This is a genomic window from Bacteroides sp. 41_26 (assembly GCF_949740115.1).
Lineage (GTDB): Bacteria > Bacteroidota > Bacteroidia > Bacteroidales > Bacteroidaceae > Bacteroides > Bacteroides nordii.
The window spans coordinates 37,590-63,718 of record NZ_CATJGZ010000090.1 but is presented as its reverse complement, the minus strand read 5'-3'; the positions used below and the strand labels follow the sequence as shown (position 1 = coordinate 63,718).

At 42.0% G+C, this 26,129-nt stretch carries 8 protein-coding genes; 6 read left to right on the top strand and 2 right to left on the bottom strand.

Translation table 11 applies throughout. The annotated features are described in order from the left end of the window. Nucleotides 1–42 precede the first annotated feature (42 nt). Both QX565_RS14030 and QX565_RS14025 read right to left on the bottom strand, forming a co-directional pair. Nucleotides 43–3,357 carry a SusC/RagA family TonB-linked outer membrane protein gene (locus QX565_RS14030; protein ID WP_289293143.1) on the bottom strand — a complete coding sequence of 1,105 codons (3,315 nt, stop codon included), beginning with the start codon at nt 3,355–3,357 and terminating at the stop codon, nt 43–45. A 24-nt stretch (nt 3,358–3,381) separates the two neighbouring features. After that, nucleotides 3,382–5,982: a fasciclin domain-containing protein gene (locus tag QX565_RS14025; protein ID WP_289293140.1), complete on the bottom strand. Its 2,601-nt coding sequence runs from the start codon at nt 5,980–5,982 to the stop codon at nt 3,382–3,384. A gap of 538 nt (nt 5,983–6,520) precedes the next feature. On the opposite strand from QX565_RS14025, the gene QX565_RS14020 reads away from it, so the two are divergent. From QX565_RS14020 to QX565_RS13995, 6 genes are all read left to right on the top strand, one after another. Beyond that, a complete protein-coding gene (locus QX565_RS14020; protein ID WP_289293138.1) occupies nt 6,521–10,570 on the top strand; it encodes a hybrid sensor histidine kinase/response regulator transcription factor in 4,050 nt (1,349 codons plus the stop codon). 908 nt (nt 10,571–11,478) lie between these two features. Further along, nucleotides 11,479–13,509 (top strand): FG-GAP repeat domain-containing protein, encoded by a 2,031-nt coding sequence (locus QX565_RS14015; protein ID WP_221649558.1) that lies wholly within the window; start codon nt 11,479–11,481, stop codon nt 13,507–13,509. A 101-nt stretch (nt 13,510–13,610) separates the two neighbouring features. Next, nucleotides 13,611–16,079 (top strand): glycosyl hydrolase family 95 catalytic domain-containing protein, encoded by a 2,469-nt coding sequence (locus tag QX565_RS14010; protein WP_289293136.1) that lies wholly within the window; start codon nt 13,611–13,613, stop codon nt 16,077–16,079. 112 nt (nt 16,080–16,191) lie between these two features. After that, nucleotides 16,192–18,183: an alpha-galactosidase gene (locus tag QX565_RS14005; RefSeq protein ID WP_289293135.1), complete on the top strand. Its 1,992-nt coding sequence runs from the start codon at nt 16,192–16,194 to the stop codon at nt 18,181–18,183. Nucleotides 18,184–18,195: 12 nt separating this feature from the next. Further along, nucleotides 18,196–23,532 carry an FG-GAP-like repeat-containing protein gene (locus QX565_RS14000; RefSeq protein WP_289293134.1) on the top strand — a complete coding sequence of 1,779 codons (5,337 nt, stop codon included), beginning with the start codon at nt 18,196–18,198 and terminating at the stop codon, nt 23,530–23,532. Nucleotides 23,533–23,780: 248 nt separating this feature from the next. Continuing rightward, nucleotides 23,781–26,102, top strand: coding sequence for a GH92 family glycosyl hydrolase (locus QX565_RS13995; protein ID WP_289293133.1), 2,322 nt, complete (start codon nt 23,781–23,783; stop codon nt 26,100–26,102). Nucleotides 26,103–26,129: the final 27 nt, after the last annotated feature.

The window sequence follows — 26,129 nt, the reverse complement described above, 5'->3', positions numbered from 1 at the left end:
TTGTCTATAATTTGGTCAAATCATTAAATTGAACTCCTGTTATTAAAATCCGACAGTAACGCCAAAAGTGAAATATTGAGAACGAGGCGTTTTGCTCCTGTCCGCACAAAGACCAAAACTCTCAATACCTACCTCCGGATCTACACCCGTATATTTAGTAAATGTCACCAAATTGTTCAAAGTCAGATAGAAAGACAATTGGTTGAGGAATACGCGCCTTAATGATTTCGGACTGAAATTATACTTAAAGGTCAACGTTTTAAATCGAAGGAAAGAACCATCCTCTACAAAACGGTCACTTCCCAAGTAGTTATAACCGTAGTTATACAATGCACGAGGCATTTCTGTCACATCACCATCTTTACGCCAGCGCCAGTTTACAGCAATGGACTGGTTATTATTAGAATGCATATTTTCCGCATCCATACGTGCATAGTTCACGATTTTGTTTCCGTAACGGAAATTGAAAAATGCGCTGATAGAGAAATTCTTAAAGGTGATATTCGTACCGAAACCTCCGGTTAACTTCGGATTAGAGTTTCCTAAATAAACAATATCCAATTCATCAATGGTTCCATCATGATTTATATCTTCATAAATAGCATCGCCGCCACGGAACTGGTATCTCTTATTACCTAAGTTGAAATAGTCAAAATACATAGGAAGTGGTTTTCCATTCGCATCTTTTACCACATTTCCATTGGCATCTTTCACTACAGGAGCAGTTCCGCCACGTCCCTCTTCATACTTGTCATACTGATAAACTCCTTTATAGCGGAATCCATAGATGGAACCAAACGAGTTGCCTTCTTGCAAACGTGTCAAATAAGAACCATTATCGTAGTTGAAATCTTTATTGTATGCATTCAGCACAGCCGGTGACAATTCTACAATCTTATTTTTGTTATTAGAGAAGTTAACATTAAAATCCACCTTCCAATCTCTGGTTTTAATCAGATTATTGGTATAGATACTCAACTCCCAACCCGTGTTGTCCATCACACCGATATTGACATAAGACAGTGAACCGAATCCGGAAGAACTTGGTATACCCAGATCCTTAAATAACAGGTCTTCCGTCTTACGCTTATAAATGTTCCCATCGAATACCAACTTAGAATTAAACAGGTGCAAGTCAATTCCCAGATTATATGAGGTTACCTTTTCCCATTTAAGGTCCGACAATTCAATAGATGACGGCTTCACTGTAGGTATATTTATATAGTTGTTGTTCCCACCTCCCCAGCTACTATTATAACGACTGAAGTGCAGGTACTCTTTATCCGGCTGATTACCGGTAATACCCCAACCACCACGAATACCTAATTCGTCAATAACAGCTCTCAGAGGTTTCATAAATGATTCGTCGGCCATGTTCCATTTCAACGATACGGCCGGAAAATCTCCCCAGCGATTATTAGAACCAAACTTTGTGCTACCATCCCGACGGAACGTTGCATCAATTGTATAACGGTTCATAAACGTATAGTGCGCTCTACCCATTATTGCTAACGAACGCCATTGTCCGGCTCCACTATTAAAAGCTTTGTCAAAACCTACGGAAGTTGCATCTGTTATAGAGTTAGAAGGTAATCCGTATTTCTCAAATTCCTGATACTGTGAGTTTCCGGAATTCATCTGCCACACAGCCGATACCAACAAAGAGTGATTATCTCCCCAACGAGGAATCCATGTTATTTTCTGCTCACTCTGAATAGACAATCCTTCAGACTCCTTCATATAAGCACGATTCACGGTCTCATCATTCCATGATTTGGACGTTACTTCTTTGGGGAGGAACTTTGACTCTTTCGTATTCTCAATATTGAAAGATACATATCCATTATAACGCAATTGAGCTTTTTCCGGATTGATAATGTCATACTGTAAACGCAGAGTAGGTACAATATAAAGATTCTTTTGATTATTGAATGCCAGATTTGCCAACGCCACCGGATTCATCAAATCCTTCTGAGAATTATCCAAAGAGGACGATTGTGGTATATTATAATAGATATCTGTATTATTTCCATTCGCATCTTGCTGGAAAATGGATACGTTAGGCATTTTACGATAAGCCATACTAAGCAAATTCTCCTTATTGTCTCCATCACCCACATCATTAGCATAATTCTTATGATTATCAGTGTATGTCATTGAAAAGTCTGAAATAAACTTTATACGATCCGAAACCTGATATTCCAGATACATTCTATTCGTGAAACGTTCCAGATTTTGCTTAATCACAGTTCCCGATTGGGAATAATATCCAAGAGATGCACGGAAGGTAGCTTTGTCTCCACCACCGGAAACGGTTGCATAATGGTCATGTGTGAATCCATATTGAGTAATAGCTTTCACCCAATCCGTATTATTATTAAAATTCTGGTATTCGGCAAAAGTTGGATCGTAGTTAAATTCGGGAATATTTGCTGCATACTCGTCCTGAAAAGGATTAAAATAGGCCTGTTTCATTAACATTGTATAGTCGTCTCCATTAAGCATTTTTAATCCCCGGGGTTGTTGGGCTCCGGAAAAACGATAAGAATACTGAACCCGGGTAGGACCTTTAACCCCCTTCTTCGTTTTAATCAGAATTACACCATTAGCTCCCTTTGACCCCCAGATAGCAGCAGAAGCACCGTCTTTCAAAACTGTAATCTCTTCGATGTCATCCGGATTGATATTCAACAAATTCGCAAATTGCTCCTGATCTGCCGATGTATAGTCAAAAGAGTCATCCACATTATTTTCGAAAGGTATATCATTTAATACGATTAATGGTTCGGATTTTGAGTTGATTGAAGTAGTACCACGAATACGCATGGACGAACCGGAGCCCAAGTCACCGGAGTTTCCCAATATATCAAATCCCGCAATACGTCCCTGCAATGCGTCATCAATAGAAGCTACTGACATATCTTCAAGATCACGCATACTGATATGCTGCATCGCACCCGATACCTCTCGTTTAGGTATTGCCAGCGTTCCGTCCGAATGCATTGCTTTCGCTGTTACCACAACTTCATCAAGCACTGCGTTTTCCTTCATCTTTATATTAAACCTGCGCTTATCCTTAATAGAAACTTCGACAGGATCGTATCCCACAAAACTGACCTTAAGTTTGTTGTTCACACTCTTTATAGAAAGTGAAAAGTTTCCACTAAAATCCGTTATCGTAGCATTTACAATACGTCCGTTGGCATCTACCTCCGTTACGTGTGCACCAATAATCTCCCCTTCCAGGTCGGAAGAGACATTCCCTGTTATCACCAGCTGTTGAGATTGTGATGCCACAGTCATTGACAAGCAAGAAAAGACAACCAGCAATATGCTTTTTATATTATCAATATTCATAATTTAGTAGTATTGTTTTTTTGACTATTCAAACCTTAATGCCGTATCAATTAAATGAATAACAGAACGTGAAGAAGCAAGGATTGAAGTTTCCTCACCAGACAGACTGGGAATATTGACAATATAATCACGAGCCATCAGATTGTATACTCCTTCAGTAGTTGTTATCACTTTAGCCTTCAACGGTTGTCCGTCTGAAGTGGTAGCCTGGCACTTAATCTCTAAACTGCCACCTTGGGTATTCAATGTCAACTTATGAAATTTACCACTCGGATTACGTGCAGCCGTTTCAAAGTTCATATTTACCATAGGGGCCTTATCATCTACAAAAGCCAGATTATCCATTAAGTGATATTTGAGAAAATTCAATAGGTAGATTGTTTTTTTCTTCTTTTCATCATGATCTTCCTCAGCATAGATTTCATCCCAGTCAAATAAGTTAGGGTCTTCTCTGAATGCTTTCTCCAACGCTTCTTTGGTTGGGACAAAAACAGTATAACGGAAATTATTGAACGAATTCACTACATATCCCAAACCTATACTTCCGGAGGTCTTCTTCATATCGAAAATCGGAACAATGTCTTTATCAGACTTAAAATAATTGAATACACGGTCATCCCCTTGCAAGAGGTCAAAAAATGCTTTATACTCATTGTGCTCACCCAATACGTTATATACAGATTTAACAGGATCTTGTAAAACACGGTCCACAAAATAAGTACGTCCGTTATCAGAATCATAACGGCTGGGCATTCCGGTCACTTCATTGATAACAATCGAAGCAGGCTTTACATTCACTTCTATATCTCCGCCACCCTGTATCTGTAAGTTTTTCCCTTCTCCACTGATCTTCAGCATAGTGCCACCTTTGGTAAGTGCATAATTGGTCTTTCCGTCATCAATATAACCCGACATTACATTCTGATCCTTATTACCTACCACGATGTGCATATCAAGAATATCGTTCAAACGATTGATGATACTATTTTGATTCTTTACTGTCCGCAAAATAGCTCCCGTTTTATTTCCAGCTGCATCTGCTTTATACACATCGGCAAACACCATGTTATCAGCAGGTACATATCTAAATGACCATATTTCACGATAGCTTACTCCCTTTGCCCAAGCAACCGGATCACGGTAGTTTTGTAAAGCCTCGTCCGTAGGTACAATCAGATTATACATATTTTCGATGGAACGCAGATATAAGAAGAAACGCATAGTTCCATCCTGTATCGCCCAATTCATGATCTGCGTGTGGTCACTTGTCAAAGTAGGTCCGTATACACATTGATAATCAATCGGTGGAAACACCTTATCGGATATGTAAATTACCCCGTTACAACCCAGATAAGTTTTTTTCACATTGTCAATAGAGATATCCATTTTAAAGCTCGATTCATCGGTTAGCTTCGGCCATGCGTGAGGCAACGAACTCATAAATGACTTCTTTTGATGATTCTTCAGAAACAGGGCAAGAATCGGAGTCGGAATATCCTCCCAACTTCCATAAGCCTCTTTCAAATAACGCCCTTTATCACTATTGATATACTCATTCATAGCCTTGTCCGTGGGTACAAACATAGCGCCCATATCCATTTCGCTACTATACACATTATTACTTGGATCATAGTACAACAAGCCATAACTTTCCATCCACTTTTCTGCTGGATCCAGTCGGTTTTCTACTGTAAAATAACGTTTTACAAAAATAGAATCTGCATTCGGAAGAACGGCATTGCTAAAACCGTCATAAAAATTATGCACCGCTTTATTAACATTTTCTTCATAATAAGGTGCACTAAATTTGTTTAGTAATTGGTTGAACAGATTCGTTTCACCGTTATCCCGAATCAACTGCGACATGTTTTTTGCCGGAAGTATCACATCTTCCATAACATGTATATACCCGTTCTTACAAATAATGTCCTTCTCTATTATTTTTACCCCATTTACATAGACATCTCCATCTTCATAGTTTCTACCATTATTCAATATAGAGAAATCTTCCTTGGTCACTCCCTGTACCATCATGTGCTCTGGTGTAAAATAAACTAAGGGTGACGAACTTTCGTCATCCACCAGATAAATCCCTCCTTTCTCTGAGAAACGATTCCAATAAGAGTTCTCAAATAATCCCTGATCTTTAATAAATGCGATACTGTCAAGATAGGTACTTGCATTGAATTTTCGGAAAGTCTGCCCTGTCGCAGGCCCTTCACCTGACACGGTCAGGTTGGAAAGCATACCCGATAGATATGCCATATTGATCATGCTCGAGTTCATGATCATTCTTTTCATCGGCATCGAAAGCATCTCGTAACTTCTAATGCCTTGCGTGTTTGTTTCAAAAAAGCGCTTGAATGCTTCATCCTTTGCCGGGAAAAGAGTTTTACTTCCGGTCTTTTGCAATACATCCTTATAATTAAGGTCATTGATCAGACGAACAAAATAAGTGAATTCGCCACTTTCATTCAAATAATCGTAGATATTGCCTCTTAAGAAATCGGGTTCTTTCTCATCATAATAATAGTCGTCTTTACACGACACAAGGCATAAATAACATAAGCTCACACAAAAAAGCGATAAAGCTATGAATCGCTTTCGATTAAATTTGTTATGCATTTCTTTTATAGTATTAAACGTTTATCAATTATAAACTAAGGATATCGAAATACTGAATCCATAAATGGACTTCACAGAAGTTGGCTTACTAAGTTGCATTTTTCATATAAACAAATTATTATTAGATTAATTTCACAGAACAAAAGTAGGAAGAAATAAAACTCCAATAGAACAAAAAGCCGCCATATACTATAAGAAATGTACACTCACCCACCTTTTTAGGGGTAAAATGGACATTTACACCTAAATTGTATACATTTGTAATATTGATTTATACATTTCATTATTAGGTTTACAAAAGTAAATAACTACCAACAAAGCAAATTCATAATTTTCACCGGAAAACAGATACAACCTGTCAAATAAATCACGATATTTGCAACATCCTTTAGGATTAGCCTCTACAAGGGAAGTTTACCAATCGTTATCTTCAAAAACACTAATGCCTGAGGCTTCGCGTCAGTATACGCCCAACTAATACACTAATAATCAATATATAATATATCTTAACACATCGAGTTAACTTAAATCATATATAATGAATAAAATACGTATTTCATTACTATTCATCTGTAACATTCTCTTTCTGAACGTATATTGTCAGACGCTGGCCAAAAATTACTACGTAACTTCGGCTCAAAATCTGTCTCAAAACAATGTTAAAACAATCATTCAGGATGATAAAGGTTTTATGTGGTTCGGAACGAAAAACGGCCTAAATCGTTTTGATGGAAAGAAAGTGAGAATATACAATTGCTATGATGAAAAGAGAGGTATCGGTAACAATAACATCTCCGCCCTGTTTGAAGATAAGAACAAGAATATATGGGTAGGTACAGACCGTGGTATATATATCTATAACCCCCTGTCCGAAAAGTTCAGACATTTCAACATCACTACAGAAAGCGGAATAGGTATATCCGATTGGGTAGCTCAGATAGCGGAAGACAAAGAACAAAGGATATGGATAATAATACCTAATCAGGGTGTGTTCAGATTTGACATTGATGCCAATAGCCTGTCACACTATCCTTTTATTATTGCAAGCAATCAGGCTTCTAAACACCCACAGTGTATTACAATCCTGAAATCCGGTGAAATATGGGTAGGCACCAATAAAGACGGATTGTATCATTACAATACTAAAACCGATAAATTCGAGCAACATATCGTAGACAGGAATGGTATATCCATCAAAAATGACATGATATACAGTACCTGCGAATACGGTGATTATATTATATTAGGTGTACATGAGGGAGAATTAAAAAAATACGATTACAACAATAACACTTTTTTTGTAGTTAATGCCGCCGACGTTCACCACAAAATTATCAGAGATGTCAAGGTATTCAACAATGAATTATGGGTAGGTACGGAACAGGGTATCTATATAATAGATGAAGATGCCGGCAAAATAGAATTAATCCGTAGTGATCCGATGATAGGTAATAGTCTGACCGACAACAAAATTTACGCTATGTATCAGGATAATGAGAATGGAATATGGATCGGGACTGTATTCGGAGGAGTAAATTACATTCCTTCTCAAACACTGACAATAGACAGGTATCTCCCCAGCCAACAAAAAAATTCTATCGACGGAAGAATTATACGCGATCTGAAAGAAGATCAGAATGGAAAGATATGGGTATGTACCGAAGACAACGGCATATCGGTCTTTGACCCTAAAAAGCAATCTTTTGAAAGAATCACTCCGACAGGAGGTACTCAGTTTATTCCTCAGGCTATTATAGAGAATCAGGACGAGATATGGGTAGGTCTATTCAAAAACGGAATAGATATTCACAATCTGAAAACTAAAACCCGAAAACATCTCAGCCCCGAACAATTGGGTATCGACGAATCAAGTATCTGGGCATTATATCAGGACAGAAAAGGAACAATCTGGTTAGGAAATGGATGGGGAGTTTACTCCAGTGATAAGAATAACCTGAAATTTGAACGCCACAATGAATTCGGATACAACTTCATTTTTGACATATATGAAGATTCAAGAGGCAATATATGGGTTTGTACGATGGGAAATGGAGTGTTTAAGTTAAGAGCAACAGATAAAATAGTTGAGCATTATATTTACAGGCAGGAAGATCCCAATACCATAAGTTCTAACTCAGTGAGTAGCGTTACCGAAGATAGAAAAGGAAATCTTTGGTTTTCAACAGACCGTGGAGGCATATGTAAATATATGAAAGAGACAAATAGTTTCAAGTCTTACTCCAAAAACGAAGGATTACCCGATGACGTTGCCTACAAAATAATAGAAGATAATGAAGGCCTACTATGGTTTGGTACCAATCATGGCATGGTGCGTTTTAATCCCGAGACGGAAGCAATCCAGGTATTTACCGAAAAAGATGGCATTAATAACAATCAATTCAATTATAAATCGGGAATCAGAACCCGGTCCGGAAAATTATATTTCGGATCCATCAACGGATTAATGGCCGTAAATCCAAACAATATTAAACGCCCTCACGTCACAGCTCCACTTTATATTACTAAGTTACTGATATTTAACGAAGAATTAAAAGTAAACGAAAAAGGCTCTCCCCTTACCAACAGTATCATTTACACAGACGAAGTCCATCTGAATCACGACCAGAACAGTATTGGTTTTGAATTTGCTTCACTCAGTTATTCCTCATCAAGTAATTATAAATATTCCTATAAACTGGAGAACTTCGATAAGGACTGGACTATCACAAATGATAACCGCAGTGTATCATATACCAATCTTAGCCCAGGCGATTATTCTTTCCGTGTCAGGGCTACCAATAGCCTGGGTGAATGGGGGGACAATGAAACATCTATTAAAATATTTATCAAAGCCCCCTGGTGGCAAAGTACAATAGCCACCTACTGTTATATCCTCTTCTTTCTAATAGGGGTTATTACCTTTATTTATCTGTATGATCGTACACAGAAAAAACGGTATGCCCAAAAACAGATTCTGGCAGACAACCAACGCGAAAAAGATATATATAATGCTAAAATAGAATTCTTTACTGATATCGCACATGAAATACGAACCCCTCTTATTCTAATCAATGGCCCGCTCGAGGCCATATTGGAAGAGGAGGAAATAGATCCGCCAGCTATCAGAAAAAATATGCGCATCATGGAACAGAATGTGAAACGTCTGCTCGATCTGATCAATCAGCTACTCGATTTCCGTAAAATAGATGAACGCAAATTTATATTAAATCCCACAAATACCAATCTCAACAATCTGGTAACTAAAACCATAAACCGGTTCCAACTCACATTTGAGCAAAAAGAGAAACAACTTACACTTCACATTACTGATAATGTATTGATAGCCAACATAGATCAGGAATCAGTCATTAAAATTATCAGCAATCTGATGAATAATGCACTAAAATACTCAAACAAAACAATTCAGGTAGACTTGTATGCTACAGATGATAATATCGCTCATATACGTGTTATCAATGACGGTACTCCTATTCCGGACAATCTGAGTAAAAAGATATTTGAACCATTTTACCGTACGACAAAGGTATCCAATATCCCCGGAAGTGGAATAGGATTGTCTCTTGCCAGTAATCTGGCAAAACTCAATAATGCCGAATTAATACTTGATACCACTGCCTCCCTGACCACGTTTATTTTATCTATTCCAATCAGCGTCAATGCAGACGGACAACATACAGAGGAAAAGGAGCAGGAAGAGGATAATGAATCTACAACTTTCATCGAACAGAATATTCTTCCAACTGTTATTTCCGACACTGAAGAAGACGAAGAATTGGGAGAAGAAGAACCGAAAATAAAAGAAAACAGCATACTGATAGTTGAAGATGAACCGGAGGTTCGAAGCTATCTATCAGAACGCTTGGAAAAATATTTCAATGTCTACATTGCAACAAATGGGGTTGAAGCACTGAAAGTCTTAAACGAGAAGTACATTAACATCATTCTGAGTGATTTGATGATGCCCGAAATGGATGGTCTGGAACTGTGTCAGAACGTAAAATCAAACGAAGACCTTGCTCAGATACCTTTTGTTCTGCTTACTGCCAAAACGGATATGGATAGTAAAATGAAAAGTCTTGAGATAGGTGCAGATGCATATATCGAAAAACCTACGGCTTTCAACTATCTGTATAAGCATATTAATATGTTGCTTAAAAACCGGGAAAAAGAAAAAAAAGCATTCCTGAACAAACCGTTCTTCCCGGTACAGAAGATGAAAGTGAGTAAAAATGATGAGAAGTTCCTAAACAAAATTATTGAGATAATCAATCATGATCTTGCTAATCCGGAACTAAATGTGAAATATCTTGCTGACAACCTGTATATGAGCCGTTCAGGGCTCCATCGAAAAGTAAAACAGATAACCTCACTCTCCCCTATTGAGTTTATCAAACTAATCAGACTGAAAAAGGCTGCGGAACTGATACAGGGAGGTGAATATCAAATAGCAGAAGTTTGCTTTATGGTAGGAATTAACTCTCCGTCTTATTTCGGTAAGATGTTCTTTCAACAATTTGGTATGACCCCCAAAGAGTTTGCAAAAAGTAGCAAAGCAGGAAAAAGCTAAATAGAAAGGTATAGTTTGTTATAAAACGGTGAATGAGCCACAGTAAAATATAAATTATCCGTTATGGCTCATTTACCGTTTTATATTAGCCTTTAAAAACAAAGTAAATTGTATTTAACGGATATCTATATCAGGCTTATTTTTGATAATAGAACAAGCTGCTTTATGTCTTTACCCCTATTTCCTTTTTTCCTTACAACAAACTCAAACTATTTTATTTATCTTTTACACCTATTGTCAATCTTACAGACTTTTATTTCATTTCTCTACGAAGATTGTCTCGATCCTCTACGAGAAACGCCTCGATTGTCGTAGAGAATCGCCCCGTTTCTCGTAGAGGAAAAAACAGACACTATAACACATTGATTTACAAAACATTACACAATTACGAATCTGTATCATATTTTCAGCACACCAACTTCTGCTTCACCTCTCCTTTTGCGTCATCTTATTTTCTGAAATAACTACAATTCTGAGATTATGCTGAATATAATTCCTATCATATAGCTATTGTCAGCAGTACGATTCAGCACTACAAAAAAAATCACCAATATAAAATTCCACATCAGCGACATGAAGCTAAGGCATACTCTGCATGCTGCCAAAGCGTGCCGTACAGAGATATCTATATTAGCTAATTTCATATTCCATACCCATTGAAACATTACTCTAAAATCATTTTATTGATATCCTACATGAAGATTTAACTTTTCAAATACAAGGCAGAATACAACAAAACTCTCACCTAATAACACAAATGTAGAAAACGGGCTACAATATATTCAAACGCCGAAAATTTCTACATTTATTATAGTTATCGATACATTTAGTGACAGTCTAAATGAACTATTACGCTACATTTGTGCATCAGTTTTTGAACTATTAACCAAAAATTAAAATTAAAGATTATGAAGAACATTTTCTCTTTAAAGAAAAGTGCGGTCGCTCTATCACTATTAATGACCTGCGGAGCATCAGCACAAGTAACATTCGATAAAATAATGTCCAGTAACGGAGATAATCCTATGTTACCTTTTACTCACCGTACCGTCCCTGCCGTAGGCGACTTTAACAATGATGATTTTATGGATATCATCATGGGTGGACAAAGTCATAAAGATTACGTTGAAGGCGGTAAGTTTGATGTCGGAGGATGGTTTTGTGCAGCCATTGTAATAAAGAATGACGGGAATGACAATTTTACTATTTCAGCAAAATCCAAACACGAAGCAGGAACAGAGGATAATCCTGACGCTCCGGGAACTCCGGTTGAAGACCTTATCAATCTGCCGATAAGTACAAAGTCCTTCTTCCGTTTCCTTGATTTCAATAATGACGGAAATCTGGACCTTATTATAAGAGGAAAAGGAGAACACAACTTCCTAACCAATGAATCCGAATATTTAATGCTTCTTGAGAATCAGGGACCGGAAAACGGCTACAAATTTAAATTAGTAGAAAATCACGGACTCAACCAAGCACATAATGAAGATTATCTTACAGGTATCTCTATAGGCGATTATGACAGAGACGGCTTTGTTGACGTTTTGCTCATGGGATGTGAAAACAAAGATCAGAGTAACGACCCGGAAAATCCAAACTACGATCCGGAACGCCTTAAAAGACGCTTCGTTGAACTTTACAAGAACAATGGTGGCGACGGAACTTTCACTATACAAAAAATAGCAGAAACCTTCGGAGAAGAGGGTTTGGATGGTAATTTTAAACCGATGAGCCATGGTGACGTTGCTTTTGTAGACATTGACAACGACGGTTGGCTGGATATCTTTTGTACCGGATATGCTGACAATGAAGATGGTAGCATTAGAGAGTCCGGAAAAGAAATCCGAATCTATCAGAATATAGAAGAAGGTACTGCATTCTTGGATGTGACACCGTTTGATAATGATACTTTTCAGGGAGGTTATGATATCACTCTTTTTGTAGAAGACTTGAATGGAGACGGCCTAATGGATCTTATTTTGTTGGGTGATGGTGCACCAACTCCCGGCGGAGGAACAATCTACATGAATGAAGGTGACCTTGTCTTTACCCCGGTAGATATGGAAACTTCAGGTTTCGTACAGGTAAGAGCAGTACCTACTGGTACTTTTGCAGATATGAATCATGACGGAAAACTTGATGCCGCACTTATGGGATATTCAAATAGTTTAGGGTATTTTAGTGGTATCATCTATCAAGGTGACAATAATACATACAACTATGGAGGCGTAAAAGAAGTATTTAACGCTGGCGAACGTCAGGGTGGACTTGTTATTGCCGATTTCTCTAATGACGGTAAATTAGATGCATTCGGAGTGGATGGTAATGCTTCAAATGAAGTTGCTATGTTCAAAAACACATCCGACTTCGTGAACCAAGCTCCTACTGCTCCTACCAATGTTGTCGCCAAAATCGAAAAGGGTATGTTGACTGTAACTTGGGACGACGCTACCGATGATGTAACTCCTGCAGAGGCGTTGTTCTACAATGTTTATGTAAAAAACAACAATACCGGAAAGATTTCAATGATTATCCCAGCCAATCCGGAAACAGGACGTTTGAAAGTGATTACTGACTATCAGACAGGTGTACGCAGCGTATTGAAATCATATTCTGTGAAAGTAGATGCTTCCGAAGGTTATAGCTACACCGTTGGTGTACAGGCCATCGATCAGGCACAAGGTGCAAGTACTTTCACAACTCAATTACTTGGTAAAGATACCGGTATTGCTCAGAACGAAGTAGCCAACAACGTTCGCATCGAAACAGTTAAAGAAGGCTTTATCGTAAGAGCAGACAGTGACCTCGATGTTGAAGTAACCGATATGCTTGGAAGAGTAGTAGCAAAAGATAAAGCAAACAACGTGATTCCAGTTTCTTCAAACGGTATCTATCTGATCACAACCGGAGGACGCACCTATAAAGTAGGTAAATAAGGTAAAATAGATTTTTCAGGATATTATTATAAGAAAAGGAACTGTTTCATTTCAGCTATATTGGGGACAGTTCCTTTTTTCAGTTTCTAAAACCTATTATTATGAGAAAGACACACTATCTGATAGTCGGCATTTTATCTTTAATAAGCATCTCTACACATGCCATCGACTCACAGAAAATAGCTGCTAAGCATCCTATTATTGCAGACAAACCCGTTCCCGGTTTCTTTGAAGGAGCTTTGTTAGGAAACGGTGCCTTGGGAGTAGTAGTAACAACCCGTCCCGATGCCATTTGTCTGCACTTCGGTCATAATAACGTCTGGGACATACGCATTGCCGAAAACAACAAAGAGAAGATAGGTACTTTCGACGAAATTTTCACCAAAGCCCAAACAACTCTCACCGGCTTACCCTCTATTTATCACAGTAGCGAATTCTCGGAATATCTGAAACTGACAGCTGAGAACTACCAAAAGCCCTATCCACGCCCTTTCCCTTGTGGCACACTATTATTGGGATTTGACCGGCGTGAAGTGGAATTGTTAGGACACACACTCGATATTGCCAACGGATTGTGTACCGTCCAGCTACTGAAAGACGGCAAAAAGATAGCACTAAGGATATTCACCGACATGAATAAAGATCAGGTATGGTTGTCATTAACAGACAATCAAGGAAATCCCATACCCTCTTGTTTTAATCGCATCCGCCTCATAGCCGATCCGTCTACTCCCAATGACATCCCCCATTACCAAATTCGGGAACAAGAAAAGTCTCTCGGTTATTTCCAGCGTTTGCCCTATCTTGAACCACATTTGTATGATATACAGAAAGGGCACGCCAAAGACAAAGCTTTTGCTTTGGATCTCACCACTAACGTGTCCTTACTAAAAGGACAACGTACAACAACATTAGGCATAAAAGAAGATCTGGCGGACATGGAGCGTTATCTGGACACTTCTGAAACTCCTTTTTATGCAATGGTATCTTTAAAAGAAGGACTTGCAGAAGATACTTCACTATTCACATTGCCAAAAGAAAAGATTACTACCAACAGCTATATTGCTGCCGAAAAAGCCAGCATGCAGAAATGGAGTGAATACTGGAAGTGCTCCGGTGTATCGCTGGCAGATAACGATCTGGAAAAAATATGGTACAGAAACCTCTATTTCCTCAATTGCTCAGTCAAGGCCGGTGTCACATGTCCGGGCATCTTTGCCAATTGGAGCTATGGTAATATAGGGACTGCATGGCATGGCGATTATCACTTAAATTACAACACCCAACAACCGTTTTGGGTAACCTACTCCAGTAATCATCTGGACAAAAACATACCCTATGTAGACTTAGTGCATCATCTGCTACCCGTAAGTCGTGCATGGGCAAAAGAGTATTATAACATGCGCGGAGCTTTTTTCCCACACTCCGCCTACCCGGTAGATATGACTATGCACCCCTATCCCGTACCTGATTGGGGATGGGAAGTGTTTGAGACTCCATGGATGGTACAAGGCCTGTGGTGGCACTATCTTTACTCAGGCGATACTGATTTTCTAAAGGAAAAAGCATTCATCCCCATGAAAGATGCTGTCATGTTCCTGGTAGACTACATGAGCCGTCCGGATGCCAAAGGAGAACAATGGGGAGATCACAAATATCACATCTTTCCTTCGATCCCTCCTGAGTTGTACGGGTTACAACCGGATTTTAAATTCAACTATGACACGCAAATAGACATCGCTCTTAGTAAATTCATATTCAAAGCCTATCTGGAAGCGATTCAGATATTAAAGATCGGGAAACAAGAAAAGAATTTAGCCGGACAAGTAAATAAAATCTTGTCCGGTATGCCTGCCTACCCCACTTATCAATCGCCCGAAGATGGAGAAATATATGTATCAGTCCCGGGAGAAACGGACCAGATCGTATATAATGTCCCAGCTAATATGACTCATGTATTCCCCGGCGAAGAATATGGCATGAATGCTCCGGAAGATATAAAACGCCGCTTAGAAAACACATACCGTGCCCACCAAAATGAGGGTGGCAATGACATTGTTTTCGTAAATCTACAAGCAGCCCGCATGGGATTGCTGGACTTAGAGAAATTCAAGCGCCAAGTAAACTATGCCACACTGCCGAATCAGACGGTAACAGATGCTGTATTGCAGATAGGAGGACGTTATAATGACCAGACCGATTACTTTTACATGGGAAACATGGGCATCTGGTTTGAGAATTTCGCCTTGCCGGTGGTAATCAATGAATGCCTGATGCAAAGTTATAACGGAGAGATTGTTTTATTCCCCAACTGGGACTGGAAAAAAGATGCTGCCTTCACTTCCTTACGTGCCAGAGGGGCTTTCCTGATCGACGCTACTTTGAAAAATAAAGAAGTAACCCAAATAAATATAACCAGCGAAAAAGGTAATATGTGCGTCATTTGTAACCCATGGGATGGAAAGAAAGTATCATTGTCACGAAAAGACAAAAAAGAGATATTGTCGGGCAGTAAACTGCGAATCAAAACAGATCCCGGTGAACAATTCGTACTGACAGCAATCGAATAACTCAATTATGAATATCTTCCTTTCAAGAGGAAGAGCTATCAATAGTCAATTTTCAATTAGTATAAACAAGAGGCTGATTACAACAGTCTCGCAATAAAACAATCTTCACAACATGAAAAGCTTTATTAAATATCTCTTTCTAAACTTTCTCGTGGTTGGTTGCCTGTCTTCTTGCAGCAACACGAAAATCAATCTGGATCAGTGGACTTTTGAATACAACAAGCAAAGTAATACCATTGATATTAAAGCTGGCGACAACTATTCCCTGAACGGCTTGTACGCCTCCTTCCTGTACGATGGCGATACAATTACGTCTAAAGATTACACCAAAGTCCGGATGACCACAGAGAAAGTGGAAAATGCTTTCGGGCAAATACCGGTAGTCAAGATCACTTACACCGGAAAAGATCTGCCACAACTGGAACAACAATTTTACCCCATCCCCGGTAAAAACTACTTCCTGACGGAGTTCACACTGAACGGCGAATCAGCCGAAGTGGAATCAAACCTTATGGCCCCAATTAACATAGATGAAATGCCGCAGCTATTGGATAAGGGAACCAATAGAGCTCTGTTCATTCCTTTCGATAACGACAAATGGGTACGCTACCAGTCGCATCCACTCACCTTTGATAAACTAACCAGTTACGAAGTCACAGCTGTTTTCAATAATGAGAGTAGAAAAGGCTTCGTTGTAGGTTCTATAGAGCACAATAACTGGAAAACAGCCATCGAAATGCAATCCGGAGACGCCAACAATTTAAAATCATTGATCTGCTATGGAGGTGCTGCCGACGAATTGACACGCGACTCCAAGCCACACGGTGCCCTAAAGGGTAAAAGCATTAAATCACCGTTAGTTTTATTCGGACTTTTTGACGATTGGCGCACAGGACTGGAAGAGTATGCCGATGCCAATGCTCTGATAGCATCTCCCAAAGCATGGGACAAAGCAGTACCCTGCGGTTGGAACAGCTGGGGAGTATTGCAGTTCGGGCTTACTTACCCCAAAGCATTGGAAGTTTCGGACTTCTTTAAGAACAATCTTCAAAACAACCACTTCTGCAATGCAGACAATACCGTATATATCGGGCTGGATTCCGGTTGGAACAGTTTCTCAGAGCAAGAACTGACCGCTTTTGTTAACCGTTGCAAAGCAAACGGACAGATTGCCGGTGTATACTGGACTCCTTTCACTGACTGGGGCCGACAGGCTGAAAACGTACTGCATGATGCACCTGCATACAAATATAAAGATGTATACTTGTATGCAAACGGCAAGCCACAGGAACTGGACGGCGCTTATGCCGTAGACCCTACCCATCCGGCAATAGAAGCACAAATGAAGAAAACATCCGAACTCTTCCGCCGTTGTGGTTTTGAATATGTAAAGATGGACTTCATGACGCATGGAGCTATGGAAGCAGATCATTGGTATAACCCCGAAATACAGACAGGTATACAGGGCTATAACTACGGAATGGCTTTACTGAACAAGTACTTTGGTGATATGTATATCAACCTTTCCATCTCACCGATATTCCCAGCTCAGTATGCCCAGTCAAGACGTATTGCCTGCGATGCCTGGAACAAGATAAAAGATACGGAATATACCATGAATGCCGTTTCGTACGGATGGTGGATTGACCGTGTTTACCAATATAATGATGCCGACCACGTGGTGTTGAAGGATGCCACCGAGGGAGAAAATCGTGCAAGAATCACCTCAGCAGTCATCACCGGACTCTACATTGCAGGTGACGACTTTAGCGAAGGCGGCTCAAAAGAAGGTAAGGAACGTGCAACTAAATATCTGACGAACGAAGACGTCAATCTCATTGCCAACGGTGTATCCTTCCGTCCGATAGAGGGCATTGGAACTAATTCCGAGAATCAATTCATGAGACAGGATAATAACACACTTTACTACGTAGTCTTCAATTACGGAGAAGAAGAAATGAGCGTGAATGTACCGCTCGAAAGAATAGGTCTCAATCCTTCAGAGACTCTTAACGCCAAAGAACTTTGGAGTGGAGCAGAGATTGACTTGAGTAAAGCCATTACCATTCCGGGAAAAGATGTGAAACTAATCAGAATTCAATAAAACCCCAATAGCATGAGAACCAAATTCTTATTAACAGCTGTTTGCTGTCTGTCATTTCTCTGTTTCCCAACTCATCCGGTTTGCGCCGCAGATGTAACGGTAGGGAAATGGCGAATCGACATCAACGAAAACAATGCCAAAGTAAATGTATACCACAATAACACGCTCGTAGTCAATGAGAGTAGTTGTGCATTCAAAAACGGAGATAAAGAGTATTTCCAAGACCAACTGAGTGGATATGCGATTCAGACGGCAGAGATAGCCGACCCGTTCGGCACAGGGAAAAAAGTAACCGTTACGGCCACCACAACCGATGGTATTACGGTCACTCAGGATTATTACTTATACAGTGACTATATACTGACAGAGTTCAGTATCGCATCCGATCAGGAATTAGCATCCAATTATATGGCACCCGTACGAAGCACGACTGAAGTCAGCTTCCTGCCTGCCAATAAAAACAGAGCCTTGTTTGTTCCTTTTGACAACGATGGTTTTGTACGCTTCGGCTCCTATAACTTCAACTCCGAAGAGACAGCTGAGTCTTCTACGAGCTATGAAGTGGGCGGCCTCTACAATGACGACACGCGGCAGGGACTGATTCTCGGCTCGGTGGAGCACACCGACTGGAAGACAGGGGTGGTGGCATATACAAGGAACAGCAACGAGGTTACCAATCTGGAAGTATACGGCGGAATAACCTCCGAATTTACCCGTGACACGTATTATAAAAACAGCGGAGACAAGTACACGGACAAAGGGTTCAATAATAACAAGACCAATACCCCTACCCCTCACGGAAAGCTGAGAGGTAAGATCATCAAATCGCCTAAAGTATTCATCGGTTACTTTGCCGATTGGCGCCAAGGTATGGAAACCTTTGGGGATGTAAACGCTATTGTTGCTCCCAAAGCCGTCTGGGACGGTAACAAACCTTTCGGCTGGAACAGCTGGGGAGTGCTGCAAGGAGATGTAAACTATCAGAATGCATCTGAGACGGCCGCTTTCATCAAGAATGAACTGAAAGAGTTCTCCAACGGAGCGAATGATGTGTATATCGGACTGGATGCCGGCGGCGGAAAGCTGGACGACGAAGGAAAGATGGAAGCTTTCATCAGCGAATGCAAAGCGAGAGGACAGAAGGTGGGAGGATACATGAATACGTTCGTTTCCTGGGGAGACGATCCATATGATGTTTGCCTGAAAGCCAATGGAGAATACATCCGCTTCGACGGTGCTTATGCACTCGACCCCACCCACCCTTCAGTACTTTCCGGCATAAAGAACGCCATTGAAAGCCATATAGCCAAAGGGTTTAGCTATGTAAAGATCGACTTTATGTCTCATGGTGCGGTAGAAGCAGACAGTTATTACGATAAGAGCGTACACACCGGTATACAGGCTTACAACAAAGGTATGCAGGAGATATACAAATATGCCGCCGGAAGAATCTACGTCAATCTGTCCATTGCACCCATTTTCCCTGCCCAGTATGCACAGAGCCGTCGCATCAGTTGTGACGCATGGGGCGATATTAACAACACCAAATACGTGTTGAACTGCTTGAGCTACGGCTGGTGGCTCGACCACGTTTATCAGTATAACGATGCTGACCATGTAGTGATCAAGGGTTATTCGGAAGCCGAAAACCGTTCGCGCATCACCTCCTCTATCCTTACGGGTATCTTTATATTGGGAGATGACTTCAGCGACAATTCCAATGCCGCTGTAATCACCGCCAAAGCACGTGCAAAGAAACTCCTCACTAACCCCGAGATCATAAGAATTGCAAGTCAGTGCAAAGCTTTCCGTCCGGTGGATTCTGCTCCGGCCGGAGGAAACCAGGATGCTGCCCGTAGCTTCTATGCCACTGTGGCAGACACCATGTATGTGGCTACATTTAATTATGGCACAATGATCAACCGGGCGATGGATTTCGATCGTCTGGGCTTAGAGCAGGGTACGGAATACGTCGTTCGCGAATTGTGGGGTAATAAGGAATCGATAAAGACCGGTAACTGGACTGAAAGTATACCCACAAGAGATGTGAAGCTATTCAAGATCTATCCCAAGAACCCCACTCCGCAGGTTCTGAAAGAAGCTGTCTGGAAGTCAGGTGGCAGTTTTCCTGCCGATTGGGTGATCGACGGACGATTCATCTGGGGAGACTTCAACAATGACGGTTATAAAGATGCCTTCTACATCGCCGGACAAGGCGGTGGTAACATCGGGCTGTATATGAATGACGGTGGTGCCGGTTTTACCCAGCAAAGCACTACCCTGCCCGCCTTGAACTGGGCTTCTGCCGCTGCCATTGATTATGACAACGACGGCAATCTCGATCTGATCATCTCCGGAAGAACCAACGAGGTTTCCGGTAACCGGAAAATCGTAACGCATGTATACCGGAACAACGGTGCACCCGAATACACCTTCTCGGAAGATACGGAACGCAGTGCAGAGCTGATGGGCGTCACCTCCGGCAATGCTGGTGATAATGATCGCCCGGGACGCTTCCTGCAAGTGTTCGACTACAATAACGACGGCTGGCAGGATCTGATCCTGACAGGAGTAACAACCGATGGGAGCAGCGTAACCGCTCTTTTCCGCAACAACCAGGGGAAATTTGAACGGATGCCCAATGTGGTGGACGGCAATGACTTCCGGGCAGTGAGTGGAGGATCGGTCCACGTGGGCGATGCAAATCATGACGGATATGCCGATGTCTTCGTTCAGGGATGGAACGGTGATTTCTACGCAGACCTGTATCTGAATCAGAAGAACGGTACTTTCTCCCGTTCGGAAGCACTTTCTCAACTCTTTACTGCTTCACAGGCAGCAGAGACGGTCTTTGCTGACATCAACGGAGACGGATACGATGACTTTGTCGAAATAAACAGCAACGCTGCCAATCTGTTTATCAACAACCAGGACAATACGTTCACCAAATACGATGAAACGGTGACCGGTTTGACGAAAAGCGGAGCCACAAGCATTACCGCCGGCGATGTGAACAATGACGGACGGACAGACCTGGTGGTTTCCGGTTTCAACATCATGACCAAGATCTACTACAACAACGGCAACAACACGTTCAAAGGCGTGGATGTGCCCAAAGAGGTGACTGCCCGCTCAGGTAACTTAAACTTGGTAGACATCAACGGCGACCGGACCTTAGATCTCTCTAACTTTGGTTATGGTGACGGCTTTACAAGTGCTTATGTGCTGAATGACCTGTCTCAAAACACCCTCCCGGCAAACATTGCTCCCCGAGTTCCGGCTGGCCTGACCGTAACCTATACCGATGGAAAGTTTACACTGGCTTGGGAACCTGCGGCAGATGCCATCACTCCGAGCAATGCCATTCGTTATAACGTCTATGCCAAAGATGAGAACAGCGGCATTGTATACTTCTATTCTCCGGCAGATTTCACTACCGGCAAGCTGAAGACAGGAGGAGCCATCACAACCCTGATCAATCAGAACTCATTTGAATGGAACCTGCCGGATGGTAAATACACGTTCGGTGTACAGTCTGTTGACCAGGCAGACGTTGCCAGCGAATTCCTTACCGTTAAATACCCCGCGTTGAAGGTGGAAGAGGTAGTTTGGACAGTAGGTGGTACGTTCCCCCACTATTTAGAGTCGGGAGATGCCATCTGGGGTGACTTCAACAACGACGGACGAGTAGACATGCTCATCACAGGAGGTAGAGATTCCGGCACGCTGGCACTCTATGAGCAGACTCAAGACGGGAAGTTCAAAAGAGTTCAGAGCGACAATGCCGCCTTGGCAGCAATGTCCCGGTCGAAAGCTATCTTTATAGACTACGACAATGACAACGACCTGGACATCGTGGTGATGGGAAAAGGTTCGAGCGGAACCAGCCTGCCTCTCATTCTTGAAAATACGGGTGCGGAGAATCAGTATGCCTATGTAAAAAACACAACACTCGCTGCCGGATTCCTAAAACACTATTTCTTGAAAGACGAACACAGCGGACGCGGACTGATTGCTTTTGATTACGACAATGACGGTTGGACGGACCTTCTTGTTTCCAGCGATGTACCGTATAACAAAGCTACCGGAACTTCTGCCACTACCCTCTACAAAAACATGGAAGGAAAAGGATTTGTACGCCAGACGACGGTGGTTGACGGAGGAGAGTTCAGACACATCACACAGGGTTCCGTGCACGTAGGCGATGTCAACGGCGACGGTTATCTCGACATTTACAACCAGGGACGCGCGTTTCTGCCTTCAGCCGAAGATGTAGGTTACCTTTACATCAACAATCAAGACGGTACTTTCAAGCAGGTAGCCATGGACGGATTTGTTCCGAAGCCATTCTCTGATGCAGCGTTGGTAGACGTCAACGGCGACGGTTATTCAGATATTGTGGAAGTGAACGAAACAAGCGCCACTCTGTACCTGAACGATAAAAGCGGTAATTTTATCAAAGTCAAGGGTGCCGGCCTTATCAACGGTAAATGTGTTCAGTCTACGGCAGGAGACATCAATAACGATGGTTTCATGGATTTGATTGTGACCGGAGAAGGCATTGTAACCCGTGTTTTCTATAATTACGGAGACAATACATTTGCCTTGGGCGGTGTTCCGTCGGAAATAACAGAAAGATGCGGAGCCATCAACCTGGTGGACATCAACGGAGACGGTACATTGGATGTAGCTTCTTTCGGCTGGCAGAATGACTGGAAAAACGCGTATGCTTTCAATGATCTGAGCAAGAGTCATATTCAGGCAAACGCAGCGCCTGCAGCTCCAACCAATCTGAAAGTGGAGTCGGTGGACGGCAAAGTGATCCTGACATGGAGCAAAGCAACAGACGACCATACGCCGCAAGAGGCACTTCGCTACAATGTGTACGTAAAAAACAATGCCGACAACACTGTATATGCCTATGCACCGACAGATGTTCAAACCGGAGTATTGAAAGTCCGGAACCTGATTCCATTGATCCAGACCAACCGTTTTGAACTGAACGGACTGGCAAGCGGAAAGTATACTTTCGGCGTGCAGGCAGTAGACCAGGCGGACCTGGGAAGTCAGTTTGCCAGCATCAGCGAAGATATTATCACAGGCATCCACTCAATTGCCTTTGACGGGGTAGAAGCCTATGCCAACGCTCAACGACAGATTACCATCAAGAACAACGGGCAAGAACCGGTAGAGTATACCATCTTGTCTGCCAACGGCTTGATGATGTCAGCCGGTGTATGCGCTACGGCTGCCCAACAATCTTCTGCTGTTTTGGAACAAGGCGTCTATATTGTTCGCCTATCCTATGGCAATAACGAAGCATCTACGGTGAAAGTAACGATTCATTAATTAAGAATTCGTTTTTTATATCGGGATCGGTATTTCACCACAGAGTAACACGGAGTTCCACAGAGTTTAAATCTTTATTGAAACGCAGATTTTCGCAAAGGGAAACAAATATAAGATAAAGAAATACAGTCTTTTAATCTGTGTTTATCTGTGTTAATCCGCGTTTCATCGGATAAATAGTACTCTGTGGAACTCTGTGCTACTCTGTGGTGAGTTTTGCTCATTCTTTTTCAATAATATTATCTTTTATGAATAGAAAATTCATTCATTCAGCTTTTTCACTGGTATTGTTGGCAGGCATGAGCGCCTGCCAAAGCCGTACGGACGGTGCGGAAGACCTGTCATCCTACGTCAATCCTTTCATTGGCACCAGTGTCAAAGCCGATACGGAACAATCTTTCAACAGCATGGGGAAAACCTTTCCCGGAGCAGCGACTCCGTTTGGAATGACCCAGGTAAGTCCCAACACCATCACCGGAGGCGACTACGGATCGGGATATGGCTATCAGCATAAGACTATCGAGGGATTCGCTTTCACCCAAATGAGCGGCATTGGCTGGTATGGCGACTTAGGAAACTTCCTGGTGATGCCCACTACCGGCGAACTTCAGGTGGTTGCCGGCAAAGAGAGCGATCCGGAGAAGGAGGGATACCGCTCGGAGTACGACAAAGCATCGGAAGCCGCTTCTGCCGGATACTACACCGCACGCTTAACGAAGTATGACATCCTAACGGAGGCAACTGCCTCTCCGCACGGAGGTGCGCTGAAATTTACCTACCCTGCCAGCGACTTGTCGCGCATCCAGATCGATCTGGCAAGACGCGTTGGCGGAACCTCTACCACGCAGTACGTGGAAGTGGTCAATGACAACACGATCCGCGGTTGGATGAAGTGTACACCCGAAGGAGGTGGTTGGGGAGACGGATATGGCAACCCCGACTATACGGTATTTTTCTATGCAGAGTTCAGCAAACCTTTGGACAATTACGGTTTCTGGAGTGCCGACATTCCGGATGATTGGGAACGCAAACGCGAAAATGTGCTGAGCGACAATTATCAGGCTCGCATCGCCCAATCGAGTATTATCAGAGGCAAGAAGTCACTGGAAGGCAAACACGTAGGTTTCTTTGCAGAATTCCCCACCACCGATCAGGAAGAGGTCACCCTGAAAGCAGGTATCTCCTTCTCCGACTTGGAGGGCGCTGAAAAGAACTTCAAAGCAGAGTTGCAGGGACAAACGTTCGACGGGATGAAGAAACAGGCCAAAGAGTTGTGGAACAAGGAACTTTCGAAAATCTTAATGGAAGGAGGCACCTATGACGAGAAAGTCACATTCTACACTGCCCTGTATCACACCATGATCGATCCGCGTAACATGACAGACGTAGACGGACGGTATCCGGGCGGCGATCATCAGATTCATCAGACGGCCGACTTCACGAAACGGACCATCTTCAGCGGCTGGGACGTGTTCAGAAGCCAGTTCCCCCTGCAAACCATCATCAACCCCACGTTGGTGAATGACGAGATAAATTCGTTGGTGACGCTGGCCGAAGAGAGCGGAAAAGGATATTTGGAAAGATGGGAGTTCTTCAATGCCTATAGCGGATGTATGGTGGGCAACCCGGCCATCTCAGTTCTGGCAGATGCTTATGCCAAGAACATCCGGAAGTATGACATTGAGAAAGCCTACCGGGCAGCCGTACGTACTTCCGAGTTGATCGGGAACAAAGAAGAGTTAGGATACACACCCGTAGAGAAGGGATATTCTATCTCGGAGACACTGGAATATGCATACACAGACTGGTGTGTGGCACAGCTTGCCAAGGCATTGGGCAAAACGGACGACGCCGAGAAATATACCCGGAAGTCATTGTACTACAAAAACATCTTCGACTCGGAAGACAAGATGTGGTTCCGCCCCAAACGCGAATCAGGAGCCTGGGAAGAGTGGCCCGCCAACGGCCGATTGACGGAATGGCACGGCTCCATCGAATCGAACCCCTACCAACAGGGATGGTTTGTACCCCATGACATCGACGGTATGGCAGAACTAATGGGCGGAAAAGAAAAGGTGATAAATGACCTGGAATACTTCTTTGAGAAAACACCCAAACATTTCCTTTGGAATGAGTATTACAACCACTCCAACGAACCGGTGCATCACGTCCCTTTTATATTCAATCGACTGGGTGTTCCTTGGCTGACTCAGAAATGGACAAGATATATCTGTACAAATGCTTATCAGAATGATATTGAAGGTCTAGTAGGAAATGAAGATGTAGGACAAATGTCTGCCTGGTATATACTTGCAACTTCTGGTATTCATCCTGTTTGTCCCGGAGAAACCAGGTATGAACTGACAAGCCCTGCATTCGACAAAATAACTTTCCGGCTGGAGGATAACAAAACTTTCACTATTGAAGCAAAAAACAACTCAAAAGAGAATATGTACATCCAACGAACATGGCTCAATGGCAAAGAATACAACCAATGCTTTATTGACCATGCCGATATTGTTAAAGGAGGAGTACTTACAGTAGAAATGGGTTCAAAGCCTATAAAATAAATAAAATTCACCATAGAGTATACAAAA